The 25,160-nt window shown below is 71.2% G+C and carries 19 protein-coding genes; 9 read left to right on the top strand and 10 right to left on the bottom strand.

Annotated features, from left to right (window positions below; translation table 11 throughout):
* Positions 1-6 precede the first annotated feature (6 nt).
* Together AB0N02_RS16640 and AB0N02_RS16635 are read left to right on the top strand one after the other, a co-directional pair.
* Positions 7-1,572: an MFS transporter gene (locus AB0N02_RS16640; RefSeq protein ID WP_363946665.1), complete on the top strand. Its 1,566-nt coding sequence runs from the start codon at positions 7-9 to the stop codon at positions 1,570-1,572.
* A gap of 522 nt (positions 1,573-2,094) precedes the next feature.
* On the top strand, positions 2,095-2,847 hold the full coding sequence (locus AB0N02_RS16635) for an AraC family transcriptional regulator (protein WP_363946663.1): 753 nt from the start codon (positions 2,095-2,097) through the stop codon (positions 2,845-2,847).
* A 112-nt stretch (positions 2,848-2,959) separates the two neighbouring features.
* On the opposite strand, the gene AB0N02_RS16630 is transcribed toward AB0N02_RS16635, so the two are convergent.
* Positions 2,960-4,465, bottom strand: coding sequence for an aldehyde dehydrogenase family protein (locus tag AB0N02_RS16630; RefSeq protein WP_363946660.1), 1,506 nt, complete (start codon positions 4,463-4,465; stop codon positions 2,960-2,962).
* A 220-nt stretch (positions 4,466-4,685) separates the two neighbouring features.
* Here AB0N02_RS16630 and AB0N02_RS16625 point away from each other — a divergent pair, with 220 nt between their 5' ends.
* Positions 4,686-5,717: a helix-turn-helix domain-containing protein gene (locus AB0N02_RS16625; RefSeq protein WP_363946657.1), complete on the top strand. Its 1,032-nt coding sequence runs from the start codon at positions 4,686-4,688 to the stop codon at positions 5,715-5,717.
* Positions 5,718-5,721: 4 nt separating this feature from the next.
* On the opposite strand, the gene AB0N02_RS16620 is transcribed toward AB0N02_RS16625, so the two are convergent.
* From AB0N02_RS16620 to AB0N02_RS16610, 3 genes are all read right to left on the bottom strand, one after another.
* Positions 5,722-7,260 (bottom strand): sugar ABC transporter ATP-binding protein, encoded by a 1,539-nt coding sequence (locus AB0N02_RS16620; RefSeq protein ID WP_363946655.1) that lies wholly within the window; start codon positions 7,258-7,260, stop codon positions 5,722-5,724.
* Positions 7,261-7,434: 174 nt separating this feature from the next.
* Positions 7,435-8,556, bottom strand: coding sequence for a sugar ABC transporter substrate-binding protein (locus AB0N02_RS16615; RefSeq protein WP_363946653.1), 1,122 nt, complete (start codon positions 8,554-8,556; stop codon positions 7,435-7,437).
* 178 nt (positions 8,557-8,734) lie between these two features.
* Positions 8,735-9,805, bottom strand: coding sequence for an ABC transporter permease (locus AB0N02_RS16610; RefSeq protein WP_363946650.1), 1,071 nt, complete (start codon positions 9,803-9,805; stop codon positions 8,735-8,737).
* Positions 9,806-10,010: 205 nt separating this feature from the next.
* Between AB0N02_RS16610 and AB0N02_RS16605 the strand changes: the two genes are divergently transcribed.
* Entirely contained in the window at positions 10,011-10,838 is an 828-nt protein-coding gene (locus AB0N02_RS16605; protein ID WP_363946647.1) for an SDR family NAD(P)-dependent oxidoreductase, read from the top strand.
* Positions 10,835-12,451 (top strand): GMC family oxidoreductase N-terminal domain-containing protein, encoded by a 1,617-nt coding sequence (locus AB0N02_RS16600; RefSeq protein WP_363946644.1) that lies wholly within the window; start codon positions 10,835-10,837, stop codon positions 12,449-12,451. Before AB0N02_RS16605 ends, AB0N02_RS16600 begins: the two co-directional genes overlap by 4 nt.
* 120 nt (positions 12,452-12,571) lie before the next feature.
* On the opposite strand, the gene AB0N02_RS16595 is transcribed toward AB0N02_RS16600, so the two are convergent.
* On the bottom strand, positions 12,572-12,799 hold the full coding sequence (locus AB0N02_RS16595) for a hypothetical protein (RefSeq protein ID WP_363946641.1): 228 nt from the start codon (positions 12,797-12,799) through the stop codon (positions 12,572-12,574).
* Positions 12,800-12,953: 154 nt separating this feature from the next.
* Positions 12,954-14,105, bottom strand: coding sequence for an esterase-like activity of phytase family protein (locus AB0N02_RS16590; RefSeq protein ID WP_363946638.1), 1,152 nt, complete (start codon positions 14,103-14,105; stop codon positions 12,954-12,956).
* 669 nt (positions 14,106-14,774) lie between these two features.
* Between AB0N02_RS16590 and AB0N02_RS16585 the strand changes: the two genes are divergently transcribed.
* Positions 14,775-17,174, top strand: coding sequence for a helicase (locus tag AB0N02_RS16585; RefSeq protein WP_363946635.1), 2,400 nt, complete (start codon positions 14,775-14,777; stop codon positions 17,172-17,174).
* A gap of 17 nt (positions 17,175-17,191) precedes the next feature.
* On the opposite strand, the gene AB0N02_RS16580 is transcribed toward AB0N02_RS16585, so the two are convergent.
* Together AB0N02_RS16580 and AB0N02_RS16575 are read right to left on the bottom strand one after the other, a co-directional pair.
* Positions 17,192-18,706 carry an MFS transporter gene (locus tag AB0N02_RS16580; RefSeq protein ID WP_363946632.1) on the bottom strand — a complete coding sequence of 505 codons (1,515 nt, stop codon included), beginning with the start codon at positions 18,704-18,706 and terminating at the stop codon, positions 17,192-17,194.
* A gap of 333 nt (positions 18,707-19,039) precedes the next feature.
* A complete protein-coding gene (locus AB0N02_RS16575; RefSeq protein ID WP_363946629.1) occupies positions 19,040-19,756 on the bottom strand; it encodes a DUF998 domain-containing protein in 717 nt (238 codons plus the stop codon).
* Positions 19,757-19,901: 145 nt separating this feature from the next.
* Here AB0N02_RS16575 and AB0N02_RS16570 point away from each other — a divergent pair, with 145 nt between their 5' ends.
* Positions 19,902-20,222 carry a YciI family protein gene (locus tag AB0N02_RS16570; RefSeq protein ID WP_363946626.1) on the top strand — a complete coding sequence of 107 codons (321 nt, stop codon included), beginning with the start codon at positions 19,902-19,904 and terminating at the stop codon, positions 20,220-20,222.
* A 133-nt stretch (positions 20,223-20,355) separates the two neighbouring features.
* Entirely contained in the window at positions 20,356-22,323 is a 1,968-nt protein-coding gene (locus tag AB0N02_RS16565) for a sigma-70 family RNA polymerase sigma factor (RefSeq protein ID WP_363946623.1), read from the top strand.
* A 50-nt stretch (positions 22,324-22,373) separates the two neighbouring features.
* Here AB0N02_RS16565 and AB0N02_RS16560 read toward each other — a convergent pair whose 3' ends face one another.
* Positions 22,374-23,396 (bottom strand): helix-turn-helix domain-containing protein, encoded by a 1,023-nt coding sequence (locus tag AB0N02_RS16560; protein ID WP_363946620.1) that lies wholly within the window; start codon positions 23,394-23,396, stop codon positions 22,374-22,376.
* 433 nt (positions 23,397-23,829) lie between these two features.
* Here AB0N02_RS16560 and AB0N02_RS16555 point away from each other — a divergent pair, with 433 nt between their 5' ends.
* Positions 23,830-24,693, top strand: a complete 864-nt coding sequence (locus AB0N02_RS16555) for a helix-turn-helix transcriptional regulator (protein ID WP_363946617.1) — start codon at positions 23,830-23,832, stop codon at positions 24,691-24,693.
* A gap of 188 nt (positions 24,694-24,881) precedes the next feature.
* Here AB0N02_RS16555 and AB0N02_RS16550 read toward each other — a convergent pair whose 3' ends face one another.
* Positions 24,882-25,112 carry a DUF397 domain-containing protein gene (locus tag AB0N02_RS16550; protein ID WP_363946614.1) on the bottom strand — a complete coding sequence of 77 codons (231 nt, stop codon included), beginning with the start codon at positions 25,110-25,112 and terminating at the stop codon, positions 24,882-24,884.
* Positions 25,113-25,160: the final 48 nt, after the last annotated feature.

The following is a 25,160-nucleotide window of genomic DNA, read 5'->3' as shown; positions in this document are numbered from 1 at the left end:
GAACCGATGTCGGATACGACGCCCGACGCGCCCCCGGTGAGGGCCGGACGGCGCGAGTGGATCGGGCTGGCCGCCCTGGCCCTGCCCACCCTGGTGGTCTCACTGGACATCGGCGCACTGTATCTGGCACTGCCCAGCCTCAGCGCGGATCTCGGCACCAGCGGTGTGCAACAGCTGTGGATCACCGACATCTACGGCTTCCTGATGGCCGGTTTCCTGATCACGATGGGCAACCTCGGAGACCGGATCGGCCGCCGCAGGCTGCTGCTCATCGGCGCGGCGCTGTTCGGCGTCCTGTCGGTGGTCGCGGCCTACTCGACCTCCCCCGCGATGCTGATCACCGCGCGGGCGCTCCTGGGGATCGCGGGCGCGACCCTCATGCCCTCGACACTCGCGCTGATCAGCAACATGTTCCTCGACGCCAGGCAGCGCGGAACGGCCATCGCCGCGTGGGTGAGCTGCATGATGCTCGGCGCCGCGCTCGGCCCCGTCGTCGGCGGCCTGCTCCTGGCCCACTTCTGGTGGGGCTCGGCCTTCCTGGTCGGCGTGCCGGTCGTGCTGCTGCTGGTGCTGGCCGGGCCGTTCCTGCTGCCCGAGTACCGCAACCCCGCCGCGGGCCCGATCGACCTGGTCAGCGTGGCCCTGTCGCTCGTCACGATCCTGCCGATCATCTACGGCCTCAAGGAGCTCGCCGCGGACCAGATCGCGTCGCCGGTGGTGCCGATCGTGGCGATCGCGATCGGCATCGTCGCCGGCACGCTCTTCACCCGCAGGCAGAAGAGCCTGGCGCATCCGCTGCTCGACCTGCGCCTGCTCGGCAACGGGTCGTTCAGCGCCATCCTGGCCTCCCTGATGTTCGCCGCCGCCTCCATGGCCGGCACGTTCCTGCTGATCAGCCAGTACGTGCAGAGCGTCCTCGGGCTCACCCCGACGGAGGCCGGGCTGTGGTTGCTGCCGATCGGCGTGGCGATCGCCATCGGCTCCCAGCTGGCCCCGATGCTGGTCAAGAAGATGTCACAGCGCACGGCGATCGTCGGCGGCCTGGTGGTCGGCATCGTGGGCTACCTGCTGATCACCCAGGTTCACACGGTCGGCGGTCTCGCCCTGGTGGTGCTCGGCGGCGTCCTGGTCCACGTGGGCGCCGGTCCGCTGTTCGCGCTGGGCGCCTACCTGGTCGTCGGGTCCGTACCGCCGGAGCGGGCCGGAGCGGCGGCCTCGATGTCGGAGACCAGCAACTCCTTCGGCTCCACCCTGGGCCTGGCGCTGCTGGGCACCGTGGGCACCGCCGTCTACCGCTTCACCATGGCCGACGTGCCGGTCCCGGGAGTCTCGCCCGCGGCGGCCGAGAACGCGCACAGCTCGATCGCGGGGGCCGCGGCCACCGCCCACGACATGCCCGCGGCGGCGGCGGAAGAACTCCTCCGCGTCGCCCGCGACGCCTACACCAGCGGCCTGAACATCGCCGCGGTGGTCGGCGCCGTCGTCTTCCTCACGCTCGCGGTGCTGATCAGCCGAGCGCTCCGGCGCCCGGCCACGGCTCCCGAGGAAAGCGCGGTTTCCTCACCGGCGTGATGGACGGTCGGTGCGGCCGTCGTGTGAGCGTCACGTCACACGACGGCCGTGCCGGCGTGGATCCCGGGGCGGGTGCTTTTCCCGCCGCCCCGCCGCCCGCGGCCGTTTATCGCGGTCGCCTGACACGAACATTTCATATCGCATTTCATGTCGTGAAGCCGGCGAGGCCGCCCCACATATGCGAGAACGACTCGCGAACCGCGGGTGGACGGCGACCCGAGAACGGGAACGGAACACACGAGGGGGTCCGATGCCGGGGACCCGAAACATGATTACGTATTCGCAGCTCAACCCGTCAGCGCCTTCCGGCGGCCCGATAACCTCCCGGAAAATACTCCGTTTTCGGCCCCCGTCCGCGAGGGATACGGAATTGACGAGTGGACAATTCGGGAGGACAATTTCCCAGCCGGAGGCGGGCCGCCGAAACGTCAATCGACGTCTACCGCACGCCGGGCACCGATATCTGGACGAGTCGATTGTGTGGCATTGATGTGTGTGACATCTCTACCAAACGTCAGAGCGATGGACAGCGATGCCCTGCAGGCCGTCGGGCGGGCGATCGAGATGATGCGGGAGAATTTCGGTGAGGAACTGACCGTCGACGACCTGGCACAGGTCGCCATGTTCAGCAAGTTCCACTTCTCACGGGTCTTCCGCCAGGCCATCGGCATCTCCCCCGGCCGGTTCCTGTCGGCCGTACGACTACAGGAAGCCAAACGACTCCTCCGGCGGACGTCACTGACCATCGCCGATATCAGCAACCAGGTCGGATACACCAGCGTCGGCACGTTCAGCACGCGTTTCAAGGGCAGCGTGGGCATCGCGCCCAGCCAGTACCGCCAGAGCGGCGGGGACATGTCCCTGCTCTACGGCGCGGGAGACCGGACCATCTCGCCACCGCGGCCGACGATCGTCCACGGCGAGGTCCTGTGCGCGTCGCCGGAACGGGTCGGCCGTGTTTTCGTCGGGCTGTTCCCGAACTGGATCCTGGAGGGCCCGCCCATCCAGTACACCCTGCTCAGCCGCCCCGGCCCCTACATGTTGCAGGACGTGCCGCAGGGCACGTGGTACCTCCTGGTGCACCGGCTCTCCGGCGGCGAGTTCTCCCAGGGGCAGACGCCGACCGTGGGCACCTGCGGGCCGATCAACATCCGGCGCGACATCGTCACCAGGAAGGTCAACGTCGAGATCAGGCCCGCGTCCGAGTTCGATCCTCCGGTGCTGCTGGCCGCGCTCGACATCCCGGCGCTGGAGCTCAACGCCAGAGCCGGATGACGGGCGCCGATTCCCCATAACATCGGCGCCCGTCGGCCTCGCTCCCGGCTCGCCGGACCGTCACCGGTCTCCGGCGTGCCGGGACGTCATCGATATCCGGCGTACCGGGACGTCACCGGTCGAGGTTGACGAAGACTCCCTTGACCTCGGTGTACGCCTCCAGCGCGTAGGGGCCCATCTCCCGGCCGATCCCGCTGGCCTTGAAGCCGCCCCAGGGAGCCGCGGGGTCCGGGACGTGCAGCATGTTGACGAACACCGATCCCGCCCGTACGGCCGCGGCCAGCGTGTGCGCGGTGACCAGGTCCTTCGTCCACACCGAGGCGGCCAGCCCGAACTCGCTGTCGTTGGCCCGGGAGGCGATGTCGTCGAGGTCGTCGTAGGCGAGGATGGGGATGACCGGCCCGAAGATCTCCTCGCGGGCGATCGTCATCTCGTCGGTCACCCCGGCGAAGACGGTGGGGCGGTAGAAGAAGCCCTTCTCCAGGTCGCCGTCGGCGCGGCCGCCCCCGGTCACCAGCTCGGCGCCCTGCTCGACGCCCGAGCGGACGTATCCGTCGACGTTGCGCAGGTGCTCCTCGGTGACGAGGGGGCCCAGGTCGGTCGTGTCGGCGAGCCCGGGGCCGAGCCGCAGCGCCGCCGCGGCGGCGGCGACCTTCTCGGTGAACTCCGCCACCCGCTTGCGGTCGACGTAGAACCTCGCGTAGGCGGCGCACACCTGGCCGCTGTTGAACAGGGCGCCCTGGACGCAGCCCGCGACCGCCCTGTCGATGTCGGCGTCGTGCGCCACGATCGTGGGGGTCTTGCCGCCCAGCTCCAGGGTGACCCGCTTCAGGTTGCCCGCGGAGACGCGCATGATCTCACGGCCGACCTCGGTCGAGCCGGTGAAGGACACCTTGTCGACGCCGGAGTGCGCGACCAGGGCCCGGCCGACCTCGGGGCCGCCGGTGAGGAGGTTGACGACGCCCGCGGGCACCCCCGCCTCGGCGCAGAGCTCGGCCAGCCGCAGCGCGGTCAGCGACGTCTGCTCGGCCGGCTTGATGACCACGGTGTTCGCGCAGGCCAGTGCCGGGGCGAGCTTCCAGGTCAGGATCATGAGGGGGAAGTTCCACGGCGTGATCAGCGCGCAGACGCCCACCGGCTCCCTGCGGGTGTAGTGCAGCGTGTTCGGCAGCGAGATGGGGGACGTGGCGCCCTCCATCTTGGTCGTCCAGCCCGCGTAGTAGCGGAAGTGCTCGGCCGCGCCGGGAACCGACACGCCCCGCGCGACCCCCAGCGGCTGGCCCTGGTCCCGGGTCTCCAGGTAGGCCAGCTCGTCGGCGTTGGCCTCGATCAGCTCGGCGATCCGCCAGAGCACCTGGCCGCGCTGCGCCGGCGACATCTGCGCCCAGGCGGGGTCGTGGAGGGCCCGCCTGGCCGCCTCGACCGCGGCGTCCACGTCGGCCTGACCGGCCTCGGCCAGTTCTCCCAGCGGGGCGGCCGTCGCGGGGTCGTAGGTCGTGAAGGTCCGCCCCGAGGTTCCGTGACCCCACTCCCCGCCGATGAGCAGCCTGCCCGACTCCACCAGGACGGGGGCCTCCGGCGCGCTCTCCTGCGGTCCTAGAAACGTCGACGCTGCCATGTTCTCCACGGCCTCCCCGTGAGTCGCTGTCCTTGCCCCGACCGGCCGATGCGGACGGTCACTCAGTTGTACGGGGCGGCGTGCCCGCCGGCCTTGTCTCTGACGGCACAGCACTTGCCTGACACGCTCCAGCCCGATCCGGTTACGGGAATGTGGCGGGAATGGTGATGGAGCATTGCCAAACGGAGGCGCTACGTGCACCATTCCTGCAGGAGGAAGCATGTCGTCTCTACTGCGCACGGCCGACCTGCCCGCCCGTGAGCGTGCCGATTTCTGGCGCTCGGCCATCTCCGAGGCGTTCGTTCCGCTGGACATGATCCTTGCCCAGGACGACACGTTCCGGGGGCAGATCCGCAGCCGGAACCTCGGGGTGATGTTGGTGAGCGACGTCGCCGCCGACGCCCACCGGGCCGAACGGACCCGTCGCCTGATCGCCAGGTCGGAAAACGACTACTACAAGCTGAGCATGCCGCTGCAGGGCTACTGCCTGGTCATGCAGGACGGGCGCGAGGCGCCGCTCACCCCGGGCGACCTCGCCGTCTACGACACCGGCAGGCCGTACACGGTCGCCTTCGACAACACGTGCCGGATGCTGGTGCTGATGTTCCCGCAGCGGTTCCTGCGACTGCGCCGCGACGAGATGCACCAGGTGACGGCCAACCGGATCTCCGGCCGCCAGGGGCTGGGGGCGCTGGTCTCGCCGCTGCTGATGAACCTCGTCACCAAGATGGACGAGATCGGGGAGAACCAGTCGCTGCAGCTGGCCGACAACATCCTCGACCTGCTCGCGACCCTGTTCTCCGAACGTCTCGGCAAGCCGGGGGCGCCGCCGCCGAGCTCTCCCCAGACGCTTCTGCTGCGCATCAGGACCTTCATCGAGGCGCACCTGGACGACGCCAACCTCACGCCCGACACGGTGGCCGCCGCGGTGCACATCTCGACCGGATACCTGCACAAGCTCTTCAGGATGGAGGGGACCACGGTCTCCCGGTTCATCCGGGAGCGCAGGCTGGAGCACTGCCGCCGCGACCTGGTCGACCCCGAGCAGTGGACGCTCTCGGTCAGCACGGTCGCGGCGCACTGGGGCTTCGTCGACGCGGCCCACTTCAGCCGCCTGTTCAAGGCCACCTACGGCATCTCCCCGCGGGAGTACCGGCTGACGCGGGACGCGCACGGCGGTATCGCGGTCTCGGCGTGCGTGGACACGCCGCCGCAGGCCGGCCAGGAGGCCCTTCCCCCGGACCGGCCCTGAGGGGTCATTCCCGGCCGGTGTTCATGATCTCCAGGATGCGGTGCTGGTCGAGGTCGTCGCCCTCCAGGGTCGCGACGACCTCACCCCGGTAGAAGACCGCCACCCGGTCGCAGAGGGAGGCGAGCTCCTCCACGTCGGTCGAGCAGAGCAGCGTGACCGTCCCCGCCTGGGTCGCCGACCGGATGAGCGTGTGCATCTCGGCCTTGGCCCCCACGTCGACGCCCCGGGTCGGGTCGTCGAGCAGCAGCACGGAGGGGTCGGCGTCGAGCCACTTGGCGAGCACGACCTTCTGCTGGTTGCCGCCGGACAGCAGGCCGGTGCGCTGGTCGACGCTCGCGCACTTCAGGCTCATCCGCTCGCCGTGGTCGCGGGCACGGGCGCGCAGCCCCGCGCGGCGCAGGAACGCGCCGTCGCGGCCGAGCGCCACGGCCCGCACCTGGGCGATGTTCTCCCAGATCGGCTTGTCCAGCATGAGCCCGTACCGCCGGCGGTCGCCGGAGACGACGGCCACGCCCGCCGCGATGCTGCGGCGCAGTCCCCGGGGCGCCGGACGGCCTGACGGCAGCCGCACCTCGCCGGTGTCGGCCCGGCGCAGCCCGGCGACCAGTTCCAGCGTCGCCTGGTGGCCCGATCCGGCCAGACCGGCGAGGCCCAGGATCTCCCCGGGCCGCACGGTCAGCGACACCCCGGTGAGAACCCCCCGCGAACCGGCGTTCACGATCTTGAGCTCGCCGCCGGCCGTACGGCCCGCCTCCCCCGCCCCGCCTGACGTCCTACCGTCCCGGGAGGCCGCCTGCGGCGCCTCCGCCCGCGCCGAGACCGGCCGGTCGCCCAGCATGGCCGTGACGACCTCGGGCATGGACAGCGCCCGCCGGTCCTCGGCGTCCATGACGACCTGGCCGTTGCGCAGCACGGTGATGACGTCGCTGAGCGCCATGACCTCTTCGAGGATGTGCGAGACGAACACGACGCCGACCTGGTGCTCGCGCAGGACCCGCACGACGTTGAGCAGCCGGTCCGCGCTGGCCTGTTCGAGCGCGGAGGTCGGCTCGTCCAGGATCAGGACGCGGGGCCCGGTCAGCAGGGCCCGTGCGATCTCGACGAGCTGGCGCTGCGCCAGGGACAGCTCCCCGACCGGTGTCCGCGGCGAGACCCTCAGGCCGAGTTGCTCCAGCACGGGCTCGGCGGCCTCGGCCATGGCGGCGCGATCGAGGAAGGGCCCGCGGCGCGGTCCCGTCACCGGGTAGAGGTTGGCCAGGACGTCGAGGTCGGGGAAGAGGTTGAGCTCCTGGGAGACGACGGCGACCCCCTTGGCCGCGGCCTCGGCGGTGTTGCGGAACCGCACGTCCTGCCCGTTCAGCATCAGCCGGCCCCGGTCGGGGGCGACCGCACCGGACATGATCTTGATGAGCGTCGACTTGCCCGCGCCGTTCTCCCCGAGAAGGGCGTGGACGGATCCCGCCTCGACGTGGATGCCGGCGTCCTTCAGAGCGACGACGCCTCCGTACGTCTTGCCGATGTTCCTGGCCTCCAGGATCGCCATGATGCGCGCTCCTCCTTCGCGGGCTGTACGGGCTGCGGGCTTGTGCGGGGGGCATGTGAGTCGCGGGGGGCGGGGACCCCGCGGGTTGCCGGTGCGGTGACCACGGGCGGTCGCCGGGTCACACGGCACCGGACGGGGCGGCCGGTCTGCCCCTGACCGGCCGCCCCGCCGGTCTCAGTTGGCCTGCCCGATCGGCTTGATGAACGAGGCCTGGTCGGCGAACTGCTTGTACACGACGGTCTTGAAGTAGGCCGCCCGGGTGACCTCGTCGGTCTGCCGCTTGATGATCTCGTCGACGTTGTCCTTGTTGACGACGAGCGTGCCCGGGTTCCACCAGCCGGACGGCATCGGCTTACCGGTGCGCTTGGACTCGATGAGCAGGCGCATCGCCACGTATCCCTTGAGCCAGTGCTCCGGGGAGGAGAGCGCGAACAGGTAGCCGTCCTTGACGGCCTTCAGCGCCTCCGGCGGGATGTCCGCCGAGCCCGCCAGGAACTTACGGCCGGTCTGCTGCTGGATCAGGGGCAGCGAGACGCCGTCCTGACCGCCGACGCCGAGGAAGGCGATCGCCTTCGGGTGGGCCTTCACCACGCCCTGCCAGGCGTTGAAGTTGTCGGTCGGCTCGGACTTGGTGTCGTACGGCCCGCTGATCGTCAGCCCGGGGCGTTCCTTCTTGATGACCGCGATGAGCGCGTCGGCCCGCTGCACCAGCAGCTGGAGGCCGGGGATGTCGTTGCCGATGACGACCTCGCCCTTCGCGTCCGCGGGCACGTGCTTGATGAACTCGTTGCCCAGCGCGGTGCCGAGTTCGGTGTTGCTGTTGCCGACGTAGAGGTCGACCTTCGTGCCGGGCGGCGCCGCCGTGTCGACGGCGGCCAGCGGGATGTTCTGCTCGGTGGCCTGGTTCAGCGGCCGGACGAACAGGTCGGGGGTGAGCGTCTCCAGCGCGATCCCGTCGGGGGAGTTCCTGATCGCGGACTGGAAGAGCTGGACCTGCGCGGGACCGTTGACGCCGACCGGCGCCGCCGAGTTGAGCGTGACGTTGCCCGCCTGCTCGGCGGCGGCCTTGGCGCCGAAGGCCATCTCCTGGAACGGGTTCTGGGTCGACGTCGCGTAGATGAACCCCATCCGCAGGGGCTTGTCCTTGCCGCCGCCCGTGCCCGCCGCGTCCTTCGAGTCGGATGACGAGCCCGAGGAACAGGCGGTGAGCATGACGGCTGAGACGGTGAGAATCGACAGGACGGTGAACGTACGGTGGCGGCGGGGCAGGCCCCGGCGCCTCTGTTCAGCGGTCATGGACGGCTCCTCGAAAATCACGTGGGGGGTGGTGGGGGTTGTGTGCGGATGGCCGTGGTTTCTCGTAGGTCGTTCAGAACGGGCTTGTCCGGAACGGTGATCACTTAGTTTTTCAGGAGATGGACGGGTCCGGTCGTCGCCGACCGGTTCGTGGCCCCGTCCGTCGCGGGCCGGTCCGTCAGAGGCCCAGCTCCGCGTCCTTACGCCTGCGGCGCCTGCGCAGCAGGCTGTCGAGCGAGACGGCCAGCAGGATCACCGCGCCGGTCGCGAAGGAGCTCCAGTTGACGGGGATGTTGAAGTACTGCAGCCCGCTGCCGACGACGGCCAGGAGGATCGCTCCGAAGATCGCGCCGACGACGGTCGCGGTGCCGCCGCGCAGCGGAGTGCCGCCGATGACGGCCGCCGCGATGGCCTGCAGTTCGAAGCCGGTGCCGATGTTGGGGTCGCCCGAGGTGAAGAAGGCCAGCCCGAGCGCGGCGGCGACACCGGCCAGCAGGCCCATCATCACCAGGACCTGCATCCTGACCCGGTTGGCCGAGATGCCGGAGAACGTGGCGGCGTCGGGGTTCGAGCCGATCGCGCGCACCCGGTATCCGAACGAGGTGAACCTCAGGACGACGGTGAGCAGGACGGCGACGGCGACGAGCACCCACACGCTCGTGTAGACGCCGAAGGTCTTGCCGCCGAGGAAGGTGAAGAAGGAGTTCTCCACCGGCATGCCGGTCACCTGCTGCCCCTCGCTGAGGGCGAGCGCCAGACCGCGGTAGACCGACAGCGTGGCCAGCGTCGCCACGATGGTCGGGATGCCGATGAACTGCACGACGAGCGCGTTGACCAGGCCCAGCAGGCCGCCGAGCACGACACCCAGGAGACCCGCCAGCCACGGGGAGATCCCCTGGTCGATCAGCAGGCCCATGCTGATGAGGGAGAGCCCGAACATCGATCCGACGGACAGGTCGATCTCCCGCATCGAGATCAGGAAGGCCATGCCCCCCGCGAGCAGGCCGACGTAGACCGACGCCTGCAGCGTGTCGAGCAACTGCCCGGCCGACAGGAAGTCCGGGTGCAGGATGCCGATCACGACGACCAGGGCGACCGTCGCCACCAGCACGCTCATGGACTCCATCGCCGGAACCCGCCGCGCGAGGACGCCCAGCGGCCCGTACGGCGACCGCGTCGCACGGTTCCCCGGGGCAGCCGGGGCGTCCCCCGTCACCGGTCCCTCCGTTCCGACATCGTCGACACTCACGTCGTCCCTCCGTCTCCTCGTAGCGGATGTCTCCTTGTACCGGACTTGCGCCAAGGTTGGCGGAGGTGACGCGGAACACACTTGACTCTGGGTGACCACTCCTTGTCTTTCGCTCACCCGGTCGTCTCCCGGCGAGTTCCGGCGCTCGGCCCCGTGGTTAGCGTGGCAGTCATCGCGACCTCGGGGCTCGTGGAAGGACACAGAGGTGGGCACACTCGAAAATCCGCTGAAAGACAGGATCGCCCTGGTCACCGGAGGCGGCTCGGGCATAGGCGAGGCGATCTGCCGACGCCTGGACGCGGACGGAGCGACCGTCGTGGTGCTCGACCGGGTCCGGGAGGCGGCCGAGCTGACGGCGGGCACGCTCAGGAAGGCCGAGGCCAGGATCGCCGACGTGGCGGACTCCGCCGCCGTCGACGAGGTGATCGCCGAGGTGGCGGAGACCTACGGCCGCCTGGACATCCTGGTGAACAACGCCGGGGTGCGCGGCGGCCAGGAGGCGGAGGACGCCTTCGGCCGGCTCGACGCGCGCCTGGAGGAGCTGAGGACGGACGGCACGCCGGTCACGACGGTCGACGCGACCGTGAACATCTCCGACGAGGCCTGGCGGGACATGCTCGCCGTGCACCTCGACGGCACGTTCTACTGCACCCGGGCGGCGCTGCGGGTCATGACCGCGCAGCGCTCCGGCTCGATCGTCAACGTCTCCTCCATCTGCGGGCTCACCGGCTGCGAGCACCTGCCGCACTACTCGGCGGCCAAGGGCGGGATCCAGGCGCTGACCCGGGCGGTGGCCCGCGACGTCGCGCCGTACGGCATCCGCGTCAACTGCGTGGCCCCCGGCTACATCGAGACCCCGCTCGGCTCGGTCATCGGCGGGCGGATGCGCGCCGACCTGGAGGAGCGGATCGCCCTGGGGCGCTTCGGGCTGCCCCGCGAGATCGCCGACACCGTCGCCTTCCTCGCCGGCGACGGCGGAACCTACTTCACCGGGCAGACGCTCAGCCCCAACGGCGGCCTGGTGATCTCGTGAACGGAGCGCCGAACGTGTTCAACGCCGATGTGATCGTGGTCGGCGCCGGTTCCGCCGGTTCCGTGGTCGCGCGCAGGCTGGCCGACGCCGGTGCGAGCGTGCTGCTCGTGGAGGCGGGGCCCGCGCAGCGGGTCGCGGCCGTCGACGACCCCGCGCGGATGCACGAGCTGTGGGACTCCCCCTTCGACTGGGGCTACCGCACGGTGCCGCAGGGGCACGCCCACAACCGCCGCCTGCACCTGCCGCGCGGCCGCGCCGTCGGCGGGTCGCACAACCTGAACGCCATGATCTGGGTGCGGGGGAACCCGGCCGACTACGACCACTGGGCCTCGCTCGGCAACCCCGGATGGGCGTGGGAGGACGTGCGCCCGGTCTTCGAGCGGATCGAGGCCCCGGACTCGGCGGACGTCTCGGCCGGGGACCCGCTCGGGCCGCTGCACATCCTGACCGGGTACGAGCCGTCGCCCGCCCACCGGTCGATCGTCGAGGCCGCGCAGCAGGCCGGGCTGCCGTTCAACCCGGACTACAACGGCGCCTCGCAGGACGGCGTGTCCTTCATGCAGTTCACCATCCACGACCACCGCCGCTGGACGACCGCGGACGCCTACCTGGGGCCGCTGTTGGAGCCATGGCCGGACTCCGGCGGGTTCACGCTGGTGACCGGCGCGGTGGTCCACCGGCTCCTGTTCGAGGGCGGGCGCTGCGTCGGCGTCGAGTGGGAGCGGGAGGGCGTGCTGGAGCGCGGCCTGGCCGGGCAGGAGGTCGTGCTGAGCGCGGGCGCGATCGGCTCACCGGAGATCCTCATGCGCTCCGGGATCGGCGACGCCGCCGCGCTGCGTTCGCACGGCATCGCCGTGCAGGCGGACCTGCCGGGGGTCGGGCGCAACCTCCAGGACCACTGGCTGGTGCCGGTGATCGCCGCGACCAGCCGGCCGCTCCCGCCGTCGCACGGTCTCCCGCGCACCCAGAGCCACCTGTTCTGGCACAGCAGGCCCGGCCTGCCCGTGCCCGACCTGCAGCCGCTCCACTTCGACGCGCCCCTCTACGAGCGGTGGATGGAGGGGCCGCCGGACGGCGTCTCCCTCATGGCGGGCCTGATCCGCCCGCTCAGCCACGGGGTCATCCGCCTGTCGGGCGCCTCCCCCTCCGACCCGGTGCTCATCGATCCGCGGGTGCTGTCCGAGCATGCCGACGTGACGGCGCTGGCCGCGGCCGTACGGCTGTGCCAGGAGATCGTGGCGGCTCCGGCGCTGCGCGAGGGCTGGGACGCCTACGAGCTCTATCCGGGATCGCTGGCGGAGACCGAGGAGGGGCTGCACGCCTACATCCGCGAGACCGTCGTCACCTACCACCACCAGTCGGGCACCTGCAAGATGGGCGTGGACGGGCAGGCGGTGGTCGACCCCACGCTGCGCGTCCACGGCGTCGAGGGCCTGTGGGTGGCGGACGCCTCGATCATGCCGGCGGTGACGACGGGCAACACCAACGCCCCGGCCATCATGATCGCGGAGAAGGCGGCCGAGTTCGTGACCCGGTCCGCCAGGGGCCGCGGCGCGGCCGGACGGGACCTCGAACCCGCCGCGCCGCCGCACTCGGCGGGACAGGCCGGGTGACACGCGTCCCGGCGGTGGACGTCCCCACCGCCGGGACCGCTCACCCGCGCCTCACCCGGGGAACGCCCGGCCGGGCCCGCCCGCGCCGGTCACCCGTCCGCGCCGGCCCGGCCGTACCGGTCACTTGTCCTCGCCGGTCCTGGTGACCTCGGGGTGGTCGAGGTCGATGTCGTAGGTCACCGGGATCAGCCGCCGCAGGCCGGTGTCGATCTTCCCGCCGGGGGTCTCGAACACGATCCTCCCCTCCCGGGTGATGTCCCTGACCCGCTCGACGACGTACTCGTGCGTCTGGTCACCGGGCTTGTGCACCGCCTCGGGAACCCACTCGCGCTCACCGTCTTCCGGCACCGTCGCCTCCCTGTCCGCGCGCCGTCTCCGCGCCGTCCGAACACCGGGCGCCGCACGCGCCCTCCTCCACGCTAACCGGCCGGACCGCTGTCGCGCGGGCCGTGCGCGGATCGCCTCCCGGGGCGTCTCCGGGAGGGTGCGGCGCCTTCGGCGGTCAGCAGCCCCGGACGGCGAAGGCCAGGAACTGCGTGACCTCCCGGGCGTCGAAGTTGTCGTCGGAGCCGACCACCAGCGTGCACTCCCCGCTGATCAGGCGCGGCCCCCAGGCGAGGCTTTCGAGGTTCTGCACCGGCACGTCGGTGGGGGCGAACTCGTGGACCAGGCGCTTGGTGACGGGACGGTACGATCCGCCGGTCGCCAGGCTGTCGTCGTTCAGCACGTCCGTGGCTCCGCGCAGATCGACCTCGTACAGCTTGACCCGGTAGTTGACGCCCTCGATCCAGGAGCGCTCCAGGGCGAGGTACCGGTGGTCGTCGATCGCCAGGATCTCCGAGACGCCGCTGTCGGTCTGGCCGGTCGGCGGGATCGGCGCGGCGGGCAGCGGGTCGATCGGATAGGCGTACTGCGCGCGGATCCGTCCGTCGCGGCTCCACACGGTGATGCGGGCGGGCGCGCCGTGCTCGACCGTCGGGGGCTGCCCGTCCTCGTATCGCGGCCCCTCGACGACGGCCGCGATGGTGTGGGGCGTGAAGGTCAGGCCCTCGAACCCGAAGTTGCGGCGGGGGCCCGAGGTGGTCTCGGTCAGCCTCAGGTTGCCGGGCAGCGGCAGCTCGCCGAGGTGGCGTCCCCGCCGGTCGGTCCAGCGCAGGAACAGGTTGGAGACCGGGATCGCGGGGTGTGTCTCGTCGGGCCTGTCGCCCTCGTGGCCCCACAGGAGCCTGCGGCGCCAGGGGTCGAAGCGGATCGTCTCGGGGTCGGCGGACTCGGGCTGCCCGTACGCCGGGTAGGGGGTTCCGTCCGGGCGCAGGAGGGTGGTGACGCCGGTGAGGTCCACCCCGGTGAACCGCCCGGTCAGCGGGTCGATGTCCAGCCTGCCGGTGTAGAAGCGGGCGGGGTTGTAGCGCCACCGGTCGTCGGAGATGAAGTACCACGTGCCGGTGAACGGGTCGCGGTCGATGCCGGACAGGCCCCCGACGGTGGTGTCGGCGAACTGCATCCTGTGCGGCAGGCGCTGCTCGCCGAGGAAACGGGTGATCCGGAGGTCCTGGGACGGCACCGCCGCCGAGGGCCGCGCCTCGACGGCACCGAAACCGATCGCCGTCGCGAACGCGACGACGACCGCCATTGTTCTTCGCCAACCGGCCATGCGTTTCTCCGCATCTCATAAATGTTCCGCTGAGGACTGGCGAAAATATGAGATCGCAGATTCCGGGAAATGTCCACGGAGATGGACCGGCGAATATCCGAGCTCAGCTCATTATCGCCAAAAAAAGCGAACAAACGTCCGCAGCAGCGCCTTCACCACCAGAAATGCGACGGAGCGCGACCGGAGGGTGAATCACTCAAAAACTCTGAGATCGTCGCCCGGAACCCCGTTTCCGGGGCGCCGGAACAGCGGGTGTGCCACACCGCAAAACGGACAGGAAAGGCGCGAAAACCACCGTCTCCACGTTTCCCCGCGAATCATCCGGCACATGAACGGATTTTCCGGACGCCCGGGACGCACCCGCGGATCATCGCCGCGAGACGTGACGCGGCAGGGCGAGACAGGGCAGGCGGGAGCGGGGCCCGGCGGAGCGGGATTCGGCGGAGCGGGGGCGGCCCGCGGAGGCTCGTGACCCCTCGGGTGCGCTCACACCGGAGCCGCTCCCCGGCGGGAGCGCCGGTCCGGCGACGTCCGCTCTGGACACTCCGGGTGCACGGAAAGGGGGAACGCGTCGAAAGCGCCACAGTGAACGGGGCGATTGTGCGCTACATTAGAAAATGCACAAAGGAAACACAAAACCCCACTTTATTATTCCAGGGGAGGCGGATTTTGTCAAGCGCGGAGACGGCCGCGGCGCAGAAATACGTTTCGATGCTCTACGAACGGCTCGACGACCTCCGGGAACAGACGTCCGCCCGGTTGGCGGGGATACTGCGGCAGCCGGGTGAAACCCCTCAGGCACGGAGCGAACGGGACGCCGCCCACGCCGGATACGGCGCGCGGCTGGCCCGGCTGAACGCCGCGGAGAACGGGCTGTGTTTCGGCCGGCTCGACCTTGAGGGCGGCGCCCAGCGCTATATCGGCCGAATCGGTATTTCTCCTGAATATCGCGATGACGAATCCGGCGGAGGCGACGCACCGGACGACGGCGAACCGCTGCTGATCGACTGGCGGGCACCCGCGGCGCGGCCGTTCTACCTCGCCACGGCGGTCTCCCCGCACGGCGTCGAACGGCGCGGGCACATCAGGACACGCGGCCGGAAGGTGGTGGACGTCCACGAGGAGATCCTCGACCTGCGCTCCGTGGACGGGACCGGACGCACGGAGCTGACCGGCGAGGCCACGCTGCTGGCCGCGCTGAACGCCGGCCGGACCGGCCACATGACGGACATCGTCTCGACGATCCAGGCCGACCAGGACAGGATCATCCGCTCCGGGCACCGCAACGTGCTCGTCGTGCAGGGCGGTCCCGGCACCGGCAAGACCGCCGTCGCCCTGCACAGGGCCGCGTTCCTGCTGTACACGCACCGCGACCTGCTGGCCCGGCGGGGAGTGCTGATCGTCGGCCCGAACACCGCCTTCCTGCGCTACATCGAGCGGGTGCTGCCCTCGCTCGGCGAGACCGGCGTCCTGCTGTCGACCGTCGGCGAGCTGTACCCGGGGGTGAGGGTGAGCCGTGCCGAGCCGGCCGGGGCCGCGGAGATCAAGGGAGGGGCCCGCATGGCGGAGGTGGTGGCGGCGGCCGTACGCGATCGGCAGTGGGTGCCCGCGGACGCGCTGGAGGTCGTCTTCGAGGGCGAGACCCTGCGGCTGGACCGGGCGACCTGTGTCCGGGCGCGGGATCTGGGACGCGACTCCCGGCTGCCGCACAACCAGGCCCGGCCGCTCGTCGTCCCGGTGATCGTCGACGCCCTCGCCCGGCAGTACGCGGACCGGATCGGCGCCGACCTGTTCGGCGGCCCCAACCTGCTCGACGAGACCCAGGTCGCGGACATCCGCCGGGAGATGCGCGCCGCCCCCGGGGTGCTGGCCGCGATCGACCTGCTGTGGCCGTCGCTGACCCCGCAGCGGCTGCTCACCGACCTGTTCTCCTCCCCCGAACGGCTCGCGTCCGCCGCTCCCGGGCTCACCGAGGCGGAACGGCTGCCGCTGGTGCGCGATCCGGGGAGCGGATGGACGGCCTCGGACGTTCCGCTGCTGGACGAGGCGGCCGAACTGCTCGGCGAGGACGACCGGGCCGCCGGGGCGCTCGCCGAACGGCTGCGCCGGGAGCGGATCGCCTATGCCCAGGGCGTGCTGGACGTCACCTTCGGCTCCCGTTCCACCGACCTGGAGGACGACCAGGAGCCGGAGGTCCTGTCGGCCTACGATCTCGTGGACGCCGACGCGCTCGCCGGGCGCCACGAGGAGGCCGACCCCCGGACGACCGCCGAGCGGGCGGCGGCCGACCGGACGTGGACCTTCGGGCACGTCATCGTCGACGAGGCCCAGGAGCTGTCGGAGATGGCGTGGCGGCTGCTCATGCGGCGCTGCCCCACCAGGTGGATGACGCTCGTCGGCGACGTCGCCCAGACCGGCGACCCGGCGGGCACGACCTCCTGGCGGCGGGTTCTCGGCCCGTACCTGGAGGACCGGTGGCACCTGGAGCGGCTGACCCTCAACTACCGCGTCCCCGCCGAGATCATGGCGGTCGCCTCGAAGTTGCTGGCCGCGATCGACCCGGCGATCGAGCCGCCGCGGTCGGTGCGCGAGACCGGTGTCCGGCCCTGGCACGCGGAGGTGCCGCGCGACGCGCTGGCCGCCCGCCTGGGGGAGATCGTCGCCCGCGAGGCCGCCCTGCCGGGCGAGCGGCGGCTGGCGGTGATCGTGCCCGCGGCGCTGTCGGCGGAGCTGGGCCGGGCCGTCGCCGACGCCGTGTCCTTTCCCGTGTCCTTCCCCATGTCCGTTCCCGGGGCCTCCCCCGCGCTCTCCTCGCCCGTCATCGGGCACGGGGAGAGCGGGGAGCCGGAGCACCGGGTGACGGTCCTCACCGCCGGGCAGGCCAAGGGGCTGGAGTTCGACTCGGTACTGGTCGTCGAACCGGCGCGGATCATGGCGGAGTCGGCGCGCGGGCCGAACGACCTGTACGTCGCGCTGACCCGGCCCACCCAGCGCCTGGGGGTCGTGCACACCGGCGAGCTGCCCCCGGTGCTCGCCTCGCTGTCCCCGTCGGACGGTCCGGCCCGTTAGCGGGCCGGGCCGGACCGTCAGACCTGCTCGGAGACCTCGGCCGGGGACGCCGGGGAGTCGGCGGGAGGACCGGCCGGGGCGGGCGTCTCGATCGGGCGCAGCAGCGCCCAGGCCACGAGCGCGGCGGCCACCGCGCCGACCGCGCCGACGACCATCCCCATCGCCATGGCGTCGACGAAGGCCGCCTTCGCGGTCCGGGCGAGCGCCGGGTCGCCGATGGCGAGCGCGGTGGCGATCGACTCCCTGGCAGGTGCGGGCACGCCGTCCGGCAGGCCGGAGGAGTAGGCCGCCGCCAGCACGCTGCCGAGCAGGGCGACGCTGAGCGCGCCTCCGGTCTGCTGGACGGTGTCGTTGAGCGCCGAGCCGATGCCGGCGCGCTCCGGCGGCACCGCGCTCATCAGCGACGCGTACGCCGAGGGACCCACCAGGCCCCCGCCGACCCCCATCACCATCAAGCCGGAGATGAACAGGGGGTAACCGGTGTCCGGCGTCATCCGGGTGAGCAGCAGGAATCCGGCCGCGAACACCAGCATGCCCAGCGTGACCATGGCGCGGTTGGACAGCTTCTTGCCCAGGGTGGCGCCGAGGCCGTTGAAGACGATGGCCGCCACCATGTAGGGGATGAGCGCCAGGCTCGCCTGCAGGACCCCGTAGCCCAGGACGAACTGGAGGTACTGCGTGAGCATCAGCAGCAGGCCGCCCGCCGAGAAGGCCATCAGCACGATCGAGAAGCTGGCCCCGCTGAAGTTGCGGTCACGCCAGAGCCCGAGCGGCAGCATGGCGTGCGGGTTGCGGCGCTCCCAGAAGGCGAAGGCGGTCAGCAGGACGACCGCGACCAGCCCGGCGGCGAGCACGGCCGGGGCGGTCCAGCCCCGCTCGGGAATGGAGATGATCGCCCAGACCAGGGCGACCATGCCGCCGGTCGACAGCAGCGCCCCGACGATGTCGACGGGCCTGGCCTGGCCCCGGGACTCCGGCATGAGCAGCAGCGCCGCGGCGATCGCGAGCACGCTGATCGGGACGTTGATCAGGAAGACCGATCCCCACCAGTAGTGGTCGAGGAGGAAGCCGCCCAGCGACGGCCCGGCGATCCCGCCGGCCATGAGGACCGAGCTCCAGGCGGCGATGGCCTTGCGCTGCTCGGACTGATCGAAGACGTTCATGATGATCGACAGGGTGCTCGGCATGAGGAACGACCCGCCGAAGCCCATGAGCGCGCGGCAGGCGATCAGCTGGGCGGGCGTCTGGGCGAACGTCGCGATCAGGGAGGCCCCGCCGAACAGCGCCAGGCCGATGACCAGGAAGCGGCGCCTGCCGTAGCGGTCGGACAGGGCGCCCACCGTGAGCAGCACCCCGGCGAAGGCGAGCATGTAGGCGTTGATGATCCACTGGATGTCCGCGGGGCTCGCTCCCAGCTCCTTCATGAGGGAGGGGATGGCGAGGTTGAGGATCCCGTTGTCCACCACGAGCACGAGCAGGCTCAGGCAGAGGACCCCGAGGATCAGCCACCGTCTGGGGTGGGGGGATGACATGGCGACTCCGTGACTCGCACAGTGTTCGGGACAATACTCGTACACCGTACTATGAATCTCGCACGATGTGCGAGCCAATTACCGGGACCTGCCCGTCATGGTCGAGCGGGGATCGGGCCGCGTGGTCGGCAACTCGACCGTCGGGGCGTTCCGCGGCGTCCCGGGCCACGCGGTCCACTCCGCCTGCGACGCGGGGGCCTCCGCCTTCACCAGGAGCCTCGCGGTCGAGGTCGGGCGGTTGGGGTCACGGGTCCCAGGGGCCGCGGGTTCCAGGGAGCGCGGGTCCCAGGGGTCGCGAGTCCCAGAGGCCGCGGGTCCCAGGGGGCGCGGGTCTCAGAGGCCGCGGCGGTACTCGGCGGCGACCGCGGAGACCCAGAGCATCGCGGTGACGGCCCCGACGGCCAGGGTCAGGGAGCCGGCCGTGCCGCCGCTCATCGCCCAGCCGTCACCGACCAGGAGGGCGGTGCCCGCGACGCGGGAGGCGATGGCGTGGCCGCGCCTCCCGGCGCGGCCGAAGTGGCGGCCCAGGACGTAGCAGGCGGCGATCAGGGCGGTGAAGGCGATCGAGCCGGCGGCCATGTGGCCGTAGCCGTGCCAGGTGAGCGTCCCGGCCCCGTACGGGGTGCCGGCGGGAAAACCGTCACCCGGGTCCATGACGAAGACCCCCGCGGCGATCATGCCCATGCCGTCGAGCAGGACGAGCCGCGGCGCCCACGTGCCTCCGGGGGTGCCGCGCAGGACCCGGCGCAGGCCGGCCGCCCCGGCGACGGTCAGGACTCCGGCGATCAGGAAGTTGGCGATCTGCAGCCAGCCGAGGGAGCCGTTGCTCAGCGCGCTCAGCGGGTGACGGGTCAGGTCGAAGCCCTCGCGGGTGGCGGCCTGGGCCAGGGAGACGACCGCCCACAGAGGTGCCGCGACGGCGGCGCAGGTGAGCAGGGCGCGGGTGGAGGCGGACGCGGTGCCGGAAGCGGCGGAAACGGCGGGGGACTCGGCGCCGGAAGCGGTGGGCGCGGTGGTGGAAGCGGTGGCGGGGAGCCGGGTGCCGGTCATGGTGGAGGTCTCTCCTGGGGTCGTCCTGTTCGGTTCTCACCCACACGTCGGTTCGACGATGTGACAGGGAACGCGTACGTTCCCTGTCACATGGGTTCGTGCGACGTGTTGGCAGAGCAAGCAAGTGAGTGAAGGAGAAAGACCCATGCGCTACCTGATGACGGCCAAGGCCTCCGAGACCGCCCCCGACGAGAACCTGTACGTCGAGATGGCCAAGTTCGTCGAGGAGCTGACCGCGGCGGGCGTCCTGCTGGCCACCGGCGGCCTTGAGGCGGGCGGCGTGCGTGTGACCTCCTCCGGCGACGAGATCACGGTGACCGACGGGCCGTTCGCCGAGGCCAAGGAGGCCGTGGCCGGCTTCGCCCTGGTCGAGGTCCGTTCCAAGGAGGAGGCGATCGAGCTTACCCGCCGGTTCCGCAGGATCGTCGGCGACGGTGAAAGCGTGATCCAGCAGGTCTTCGGCTGAGCCGCGGCCCCGAAACGGTGACGGCACCCGCCCCCGGTCATGAACGGACCGGGGGCGGGTGCCGTCGTCGTGCCCATGGCCGTGCCCATGACCGTGCCCATGACCGTGCCCATGACGGAGTCGTTTTGACGGGATGCCTGTGACGGACGCCCACCGCACGATCGACGCGGTCTGGAAACTCGAGTCGGCCAGGATCATCGGCGGCCTCGCGCGGATGGTGCACGACGTCGGCCTCGCCGAGGAGCTGGCCCAGGACGCGCTGGTCGCCGCGCTCGAACAGTGGCCCGAATCGGGTGTCCCGGACAACCCCGGCGCCTGGCTGACGGCCATCGCCAAGCGCCGCGCCATCGATCACATCCGGCGCTCCCAGCGTCGTGAGCGCAAGCACGAGCAGCTCGCCCACGAGCTGGAACAGCGGCCCCCCGAGCAGGCCCCTGAGCAGGACGACGTCCTGCGGCTGATGTTCGTCTCCTGTCACCCGGTGCTGCCGACCGAGGCGCGGGTGGCGCTGACGCTCCGGCTGGTCGGCGGCCTGACGACCGAGGAGATCGCGCGGGCGTTCCTCGTCGGCGAGCCGAGGATCGCCCAGCGCGTCGCCGGGGCGAAGCGGACGCTGGCCGAGGAACGGGTGCCGTTCGAGCTGCCGGACGGCCCGGAGCTGGCCGAGCGTCTGGCGTCGGTGCTCGAGGTCATCTATCTGATCTTCAACGAGGGGTATTCGGCGACCTCGGGGGACGACCTGATACGGCCGGGGCTCTGCCTGGAGGCGCTGCGGCTGGGCCGGTCGCTGGCCGAGCTGGCGCCGTACGAGGCCGAGGTGCACGGGCTGGTCGCGCTGATGGAGATCCAGGCGTCCCGCTCGGCCGCGCGGACCGGGCCCTCGGGTGAGCCCGTGCAGTTGCACGAGCAGAACCGGGGGAAGTGGGACCGGCTGCTCATCCACCGTGGTTTCACCGCGATGCTATGGGCGCGGGAGGTCGGCGGCACGCCCGGACCATACGTGCTGCAGGCGGCGATCGCCGTGTGCCACGCGCAGGCGCATACCCCCGAGGACACCGACTGGGCGCAGATCGCGGCCCTGTACGAGGCCCTGGCCCGGCTGCTGCCGACGCCGGTCGTGCAACTCAACCGGGCCGTGGCACTCGGGATGGCGCACGGGCCGCAGGCGGGGCTCGCCCTGGTCGACTCCCTGCTCACCGACCCCGCGCTGCGGGACTACCACCTTCTGCCGGGCGTCCGGGGCGACATGCTGGCCCGGCTGGGACGGCACGGAGAGGCACGCCTGGAGTTCGAGCGGGCCGCCTCTCTCACCAGGAACGTCGCCGAACGCGCCTTCCTGCTCCGCCGCGCCGACGAGGTCGCCGGCACCGGCGCGCCGGAGGTCACCCTCGCACTGGCCGCCCAGGACTTCCTCCGGCGCGACGATCTGGACGCCGGGACGATCCGCTCGTACGGGCAGACCATGCGGCGCCTGTGCCTGACCCTGGGCGGGCAGACGCCGCTGGCCTCCCTGACCGCCGACCAGGTGGCGCGGGTGTTCGCGGTCGCCTGGGGCGACGCGGCGGCCGGGACGTGGAACCGGCACCGGTCGGCCGTCAGGTCGTTCGGCGCCTGGGCGTCCCTGGAGGACCTCGCGGCGGGACTCGACCGCCGGGCCGAGACCCGTGGCCGGACGGAGGGGATCGCAGCGGCACAGCTGGACGCGCTCTGGAACCGCCCCGGCCTGCCGGTGCGCGAACAGACGCTGTGGAGGCTCCTGCACGAGTCGGCGGCCGGGGTGGGGACCGTCCTGTCCCTGAACGTCGAGGACCTGGACCTGGAGGACCGCCGGGCCCGCGCGGGCGGCACCTGGGTCGGCTGGCGTTCCGGGACCGCCCGGCTCCTCCCCCGTCTGCTGGCCGGCCGGTCCCGGGGTCCCCTGTTCCTCGCCGACCGACGGCCCGGACCGTCCCGGACGCCGCCGGAGGCGGACCTGTGCCCGGAGACGGGGCGCCGCCGGCTGTCCTATGAGCGCGCCGAGTATCTCTTCAAGCAGGCCACCAAATCCCTGGATCCGGCGGGCGACGGCTACACCCTCCGGCAGCTCAGGCCCCACGCTTGACGGCCGGAGGGTGTCCGTGCGCGCCTCACGAGAAGCATGCCGGACGCCGGTCAGGAAGTCGTTGACGATTCCCGCACGGTTGTTGCCGATTCCCGCATGACCTCGTGCCCCATCAGGTTGCGGTAGTCGGCGGGCGAGATGTCGTAGGCGGTCCGGAAGAGCCGGCTGAAGTGCGCGCTGTTGGTGAAGCCCCAGCGGGTGGCGATGGCGTGGATGGGCCGGGAGCGCAGCCGAGGGTCGACCAGGTCGTGGCGGCAGCGTTCCAGGCGGCGCTGGCGGATCCAGGCGGCCACGGTCAGTCCCTGGTCCTGGAACAGCCGGTACAGGTGGCGGGTGGAGATCCGGTGGGCGGCGGCGACGGTCTCGGCGGACAGGGCCGGATCGCCGAGGTTGCGCTGGATGAAGGCGTGGATGCGCGCCTGCAGTACCTGCCGGTCGGGCTCCGTTGACAGGACGGCGTCGGCCTCGAGATGGTGGGCGCACACCGCGGCGACCAGATCCAGGGTGATGGCGCCCACCCGGACGGTGTCGGCGGCCGTGTAACCGGCGGCGTTGCGGACCAGCTCGCAGAGGTGAGCGCGCAGCACGGCGCCGACGCCCTCTTGGCCGGGCAGGCGCGTGGCGGTGAGCCGGGCCACGCTGTCGGCGGGCAGCGGCATCAGGGCCTTGGGGATCTGCAGGATCATGCCGGCGACACCGTCGCCGTCCTCGGAAAGAGTCCAGCCGGAAAACGGCTGGGAGGTGTCGTAGAGCATCAGGTCCTGGGGCCCGAGCACGACCTGGCGCCCGGACTGGGCCAGTCCCATGATGCCGCGCAGGGTGAGCGACAGGCAGAACATCTCGGGATCCCTCTGGCGGATCAGCTTGGGGGTGCGGTACGGCCGCAGCGACGGGTAGGTCATCGTGGACAGCTGGACCGGGCCGAGGTCGAGCATGCGTAGGGTGGCCCGGAAGTCGGCCTCGTGGTCGCTGCTCATCAGGGTGGGGACGAACGACTTGGCGGTCATCTCGAGCCACCAGGCGAACCGGTCGGGCGCGGGCAGGTCCTCGCTGCGAAACACGGTTTCGATCATCACTGACTCCCCGCGGTAGAGACGGTGGCCGTGGGGGCGATCGGCGGTCCGGCACCGTGGAGAGCGGACCGTCCGGCGCCGTGGTGGGTGTCCGGACACCATCCGGCCACCCGAGGGGACGATGCCGCGCCGGTGGTGATCGGCGAATCGTGCGCCGTACCGGCCACCTCGACACGCGGTTCCCAAGGGAAAGCAATCCCCGTGCCTTCAATTTGCATCATAATGATTCACATTGAATCACCTCCTTCTCCCTGTCAAGCCACTTTTCCCTAGAAAACCTAGGAAATCAGGGTAATACAGGCGTCCGTATAGTTGACACCGAGTCATCTTTCCTGGCATGATCCGAATCATAATTGAATCATTTTGAATCACTATGAGAGTCCCGGAGGCACCGGCATGCTTCCGCGGGAAGGCTGAGGTCACAATGGCGGACATGTCCGAGCAGCGAGAGCCGCAGCCCAAACGGCAACGGCTGGCCGCCGAACTGCGCCGCCTGCGTGATCTGTCCGGTCTCTCCGGCCGGGAGCTGGCCCAGCGGATCGGGATCAGCCAGTCCAAGGTGTCACGGATCGAGTCGGGGACCGCGCTGCCCTCGTTGCCCGAGGTGGGCGCGTGGGCCGAGGCCGTGGCGGCTCCCGCCCAGACTCGGGAGCTGCTGCAGATCCTGACGGAGGCGGCCTTCACCGAGTCCCACGTCTGGCGGACCCGGCTCGCTGAGCATTCCCATCTGCAGGACGACGTGCGGGAACGCGAAAGCCGTGTTCACACGATGCTCGGGTTCGAGTCGGTGGTCATCCCCGGTCTGCTGCAGACCGCCGACTACGCCCGCCAGCTGTTCCCCATCCTCGGCGTGCCCTACTCCCCCGACGCCGTGGCCGCCGCGGTCGCGGCCCGGCTGGAGCGTCAGGTGTGCCTCTACGGCGACAAACGGTTCGACTTCCTGATCGCCGAGGCCGCGCTGCACTGGCGCCACGGCTCACCGCAGACCCTGCTGGCCCAGCTGGACCGGATCGCCTCGCTCAGCACCCTGGACAACGTCTCCATCGGGCTCATTCCCTATTGCCACCAGGCTCTCGCCTTCGTCCCGCACGGCTTCGTCATCTACGAGGGCGACAACGAGGCCGACACCTTCATCACCGTGGAGACGCTCCACACCGAGCTGCTCGTCAGCGATCCGCGGGACATCCGTCTCTACTACGACCAGCGGAGCCTGCTGAGCCGGTCGGCGCTCTACGGCGACCAGGCCCGTGACCTCCTCACCGAGATCAGCGCCACGGTCCGCGCCCAGACGCGGTAGATCCCCGCTTCCCAGGCCCCGTCTTCCGGCTCCCGTCTTTCGGCTCCCGTCTTCCGGCTCCCGGGCCCGGTCCCCCGTCTTCCGGCTCCCGGGCCCGGTTCCCCGGCCCGTCGCCCGGGACGGACCGGCCGCCCGCCCCGGGAAGGGCGCCGCGGTGGCCGGGCCACCGCGGCGCCCCCGGCCGACGGCTAGGCGCCCTCGGCGAAGTGGTCGAACTCCCCGTCCTTGACGCCCTCCAGGAAGGCCTTCCACTCCGCGCGGGTGAACCACAGCAGCGGGCCGTCGGGAACCTTGGAGTCACGCACCGCGACCCCGCCCCCGGCGGCGATCACCTCAACGCAGTTGCCGTGTCCGCTGTAGGCGCTCTTGACCCACGCCACCGGTCCACGCGCCCCGATCCTGCCACCGCTCGTTCCCATCACATGCCCCCTTTTCGGTGCCGGCAGGCCCCTCCTGCCGACACCTTC

The sequence above is a fragment of the Streptosporangium sp. NPDC051022 genome (genome assembly GCF_040683035.1).
Taxonomy (GTDB): domain Bacteria; phylum Actinomycetota; class Actinomycetes; order Streptosporangiales; family Streptosporangiaceae; genus Streptosporangium.
Note: the sequence above shows the minus strand (reverse complement) of the source record. Positions and strands in the feature narration are given on the sequence as shown.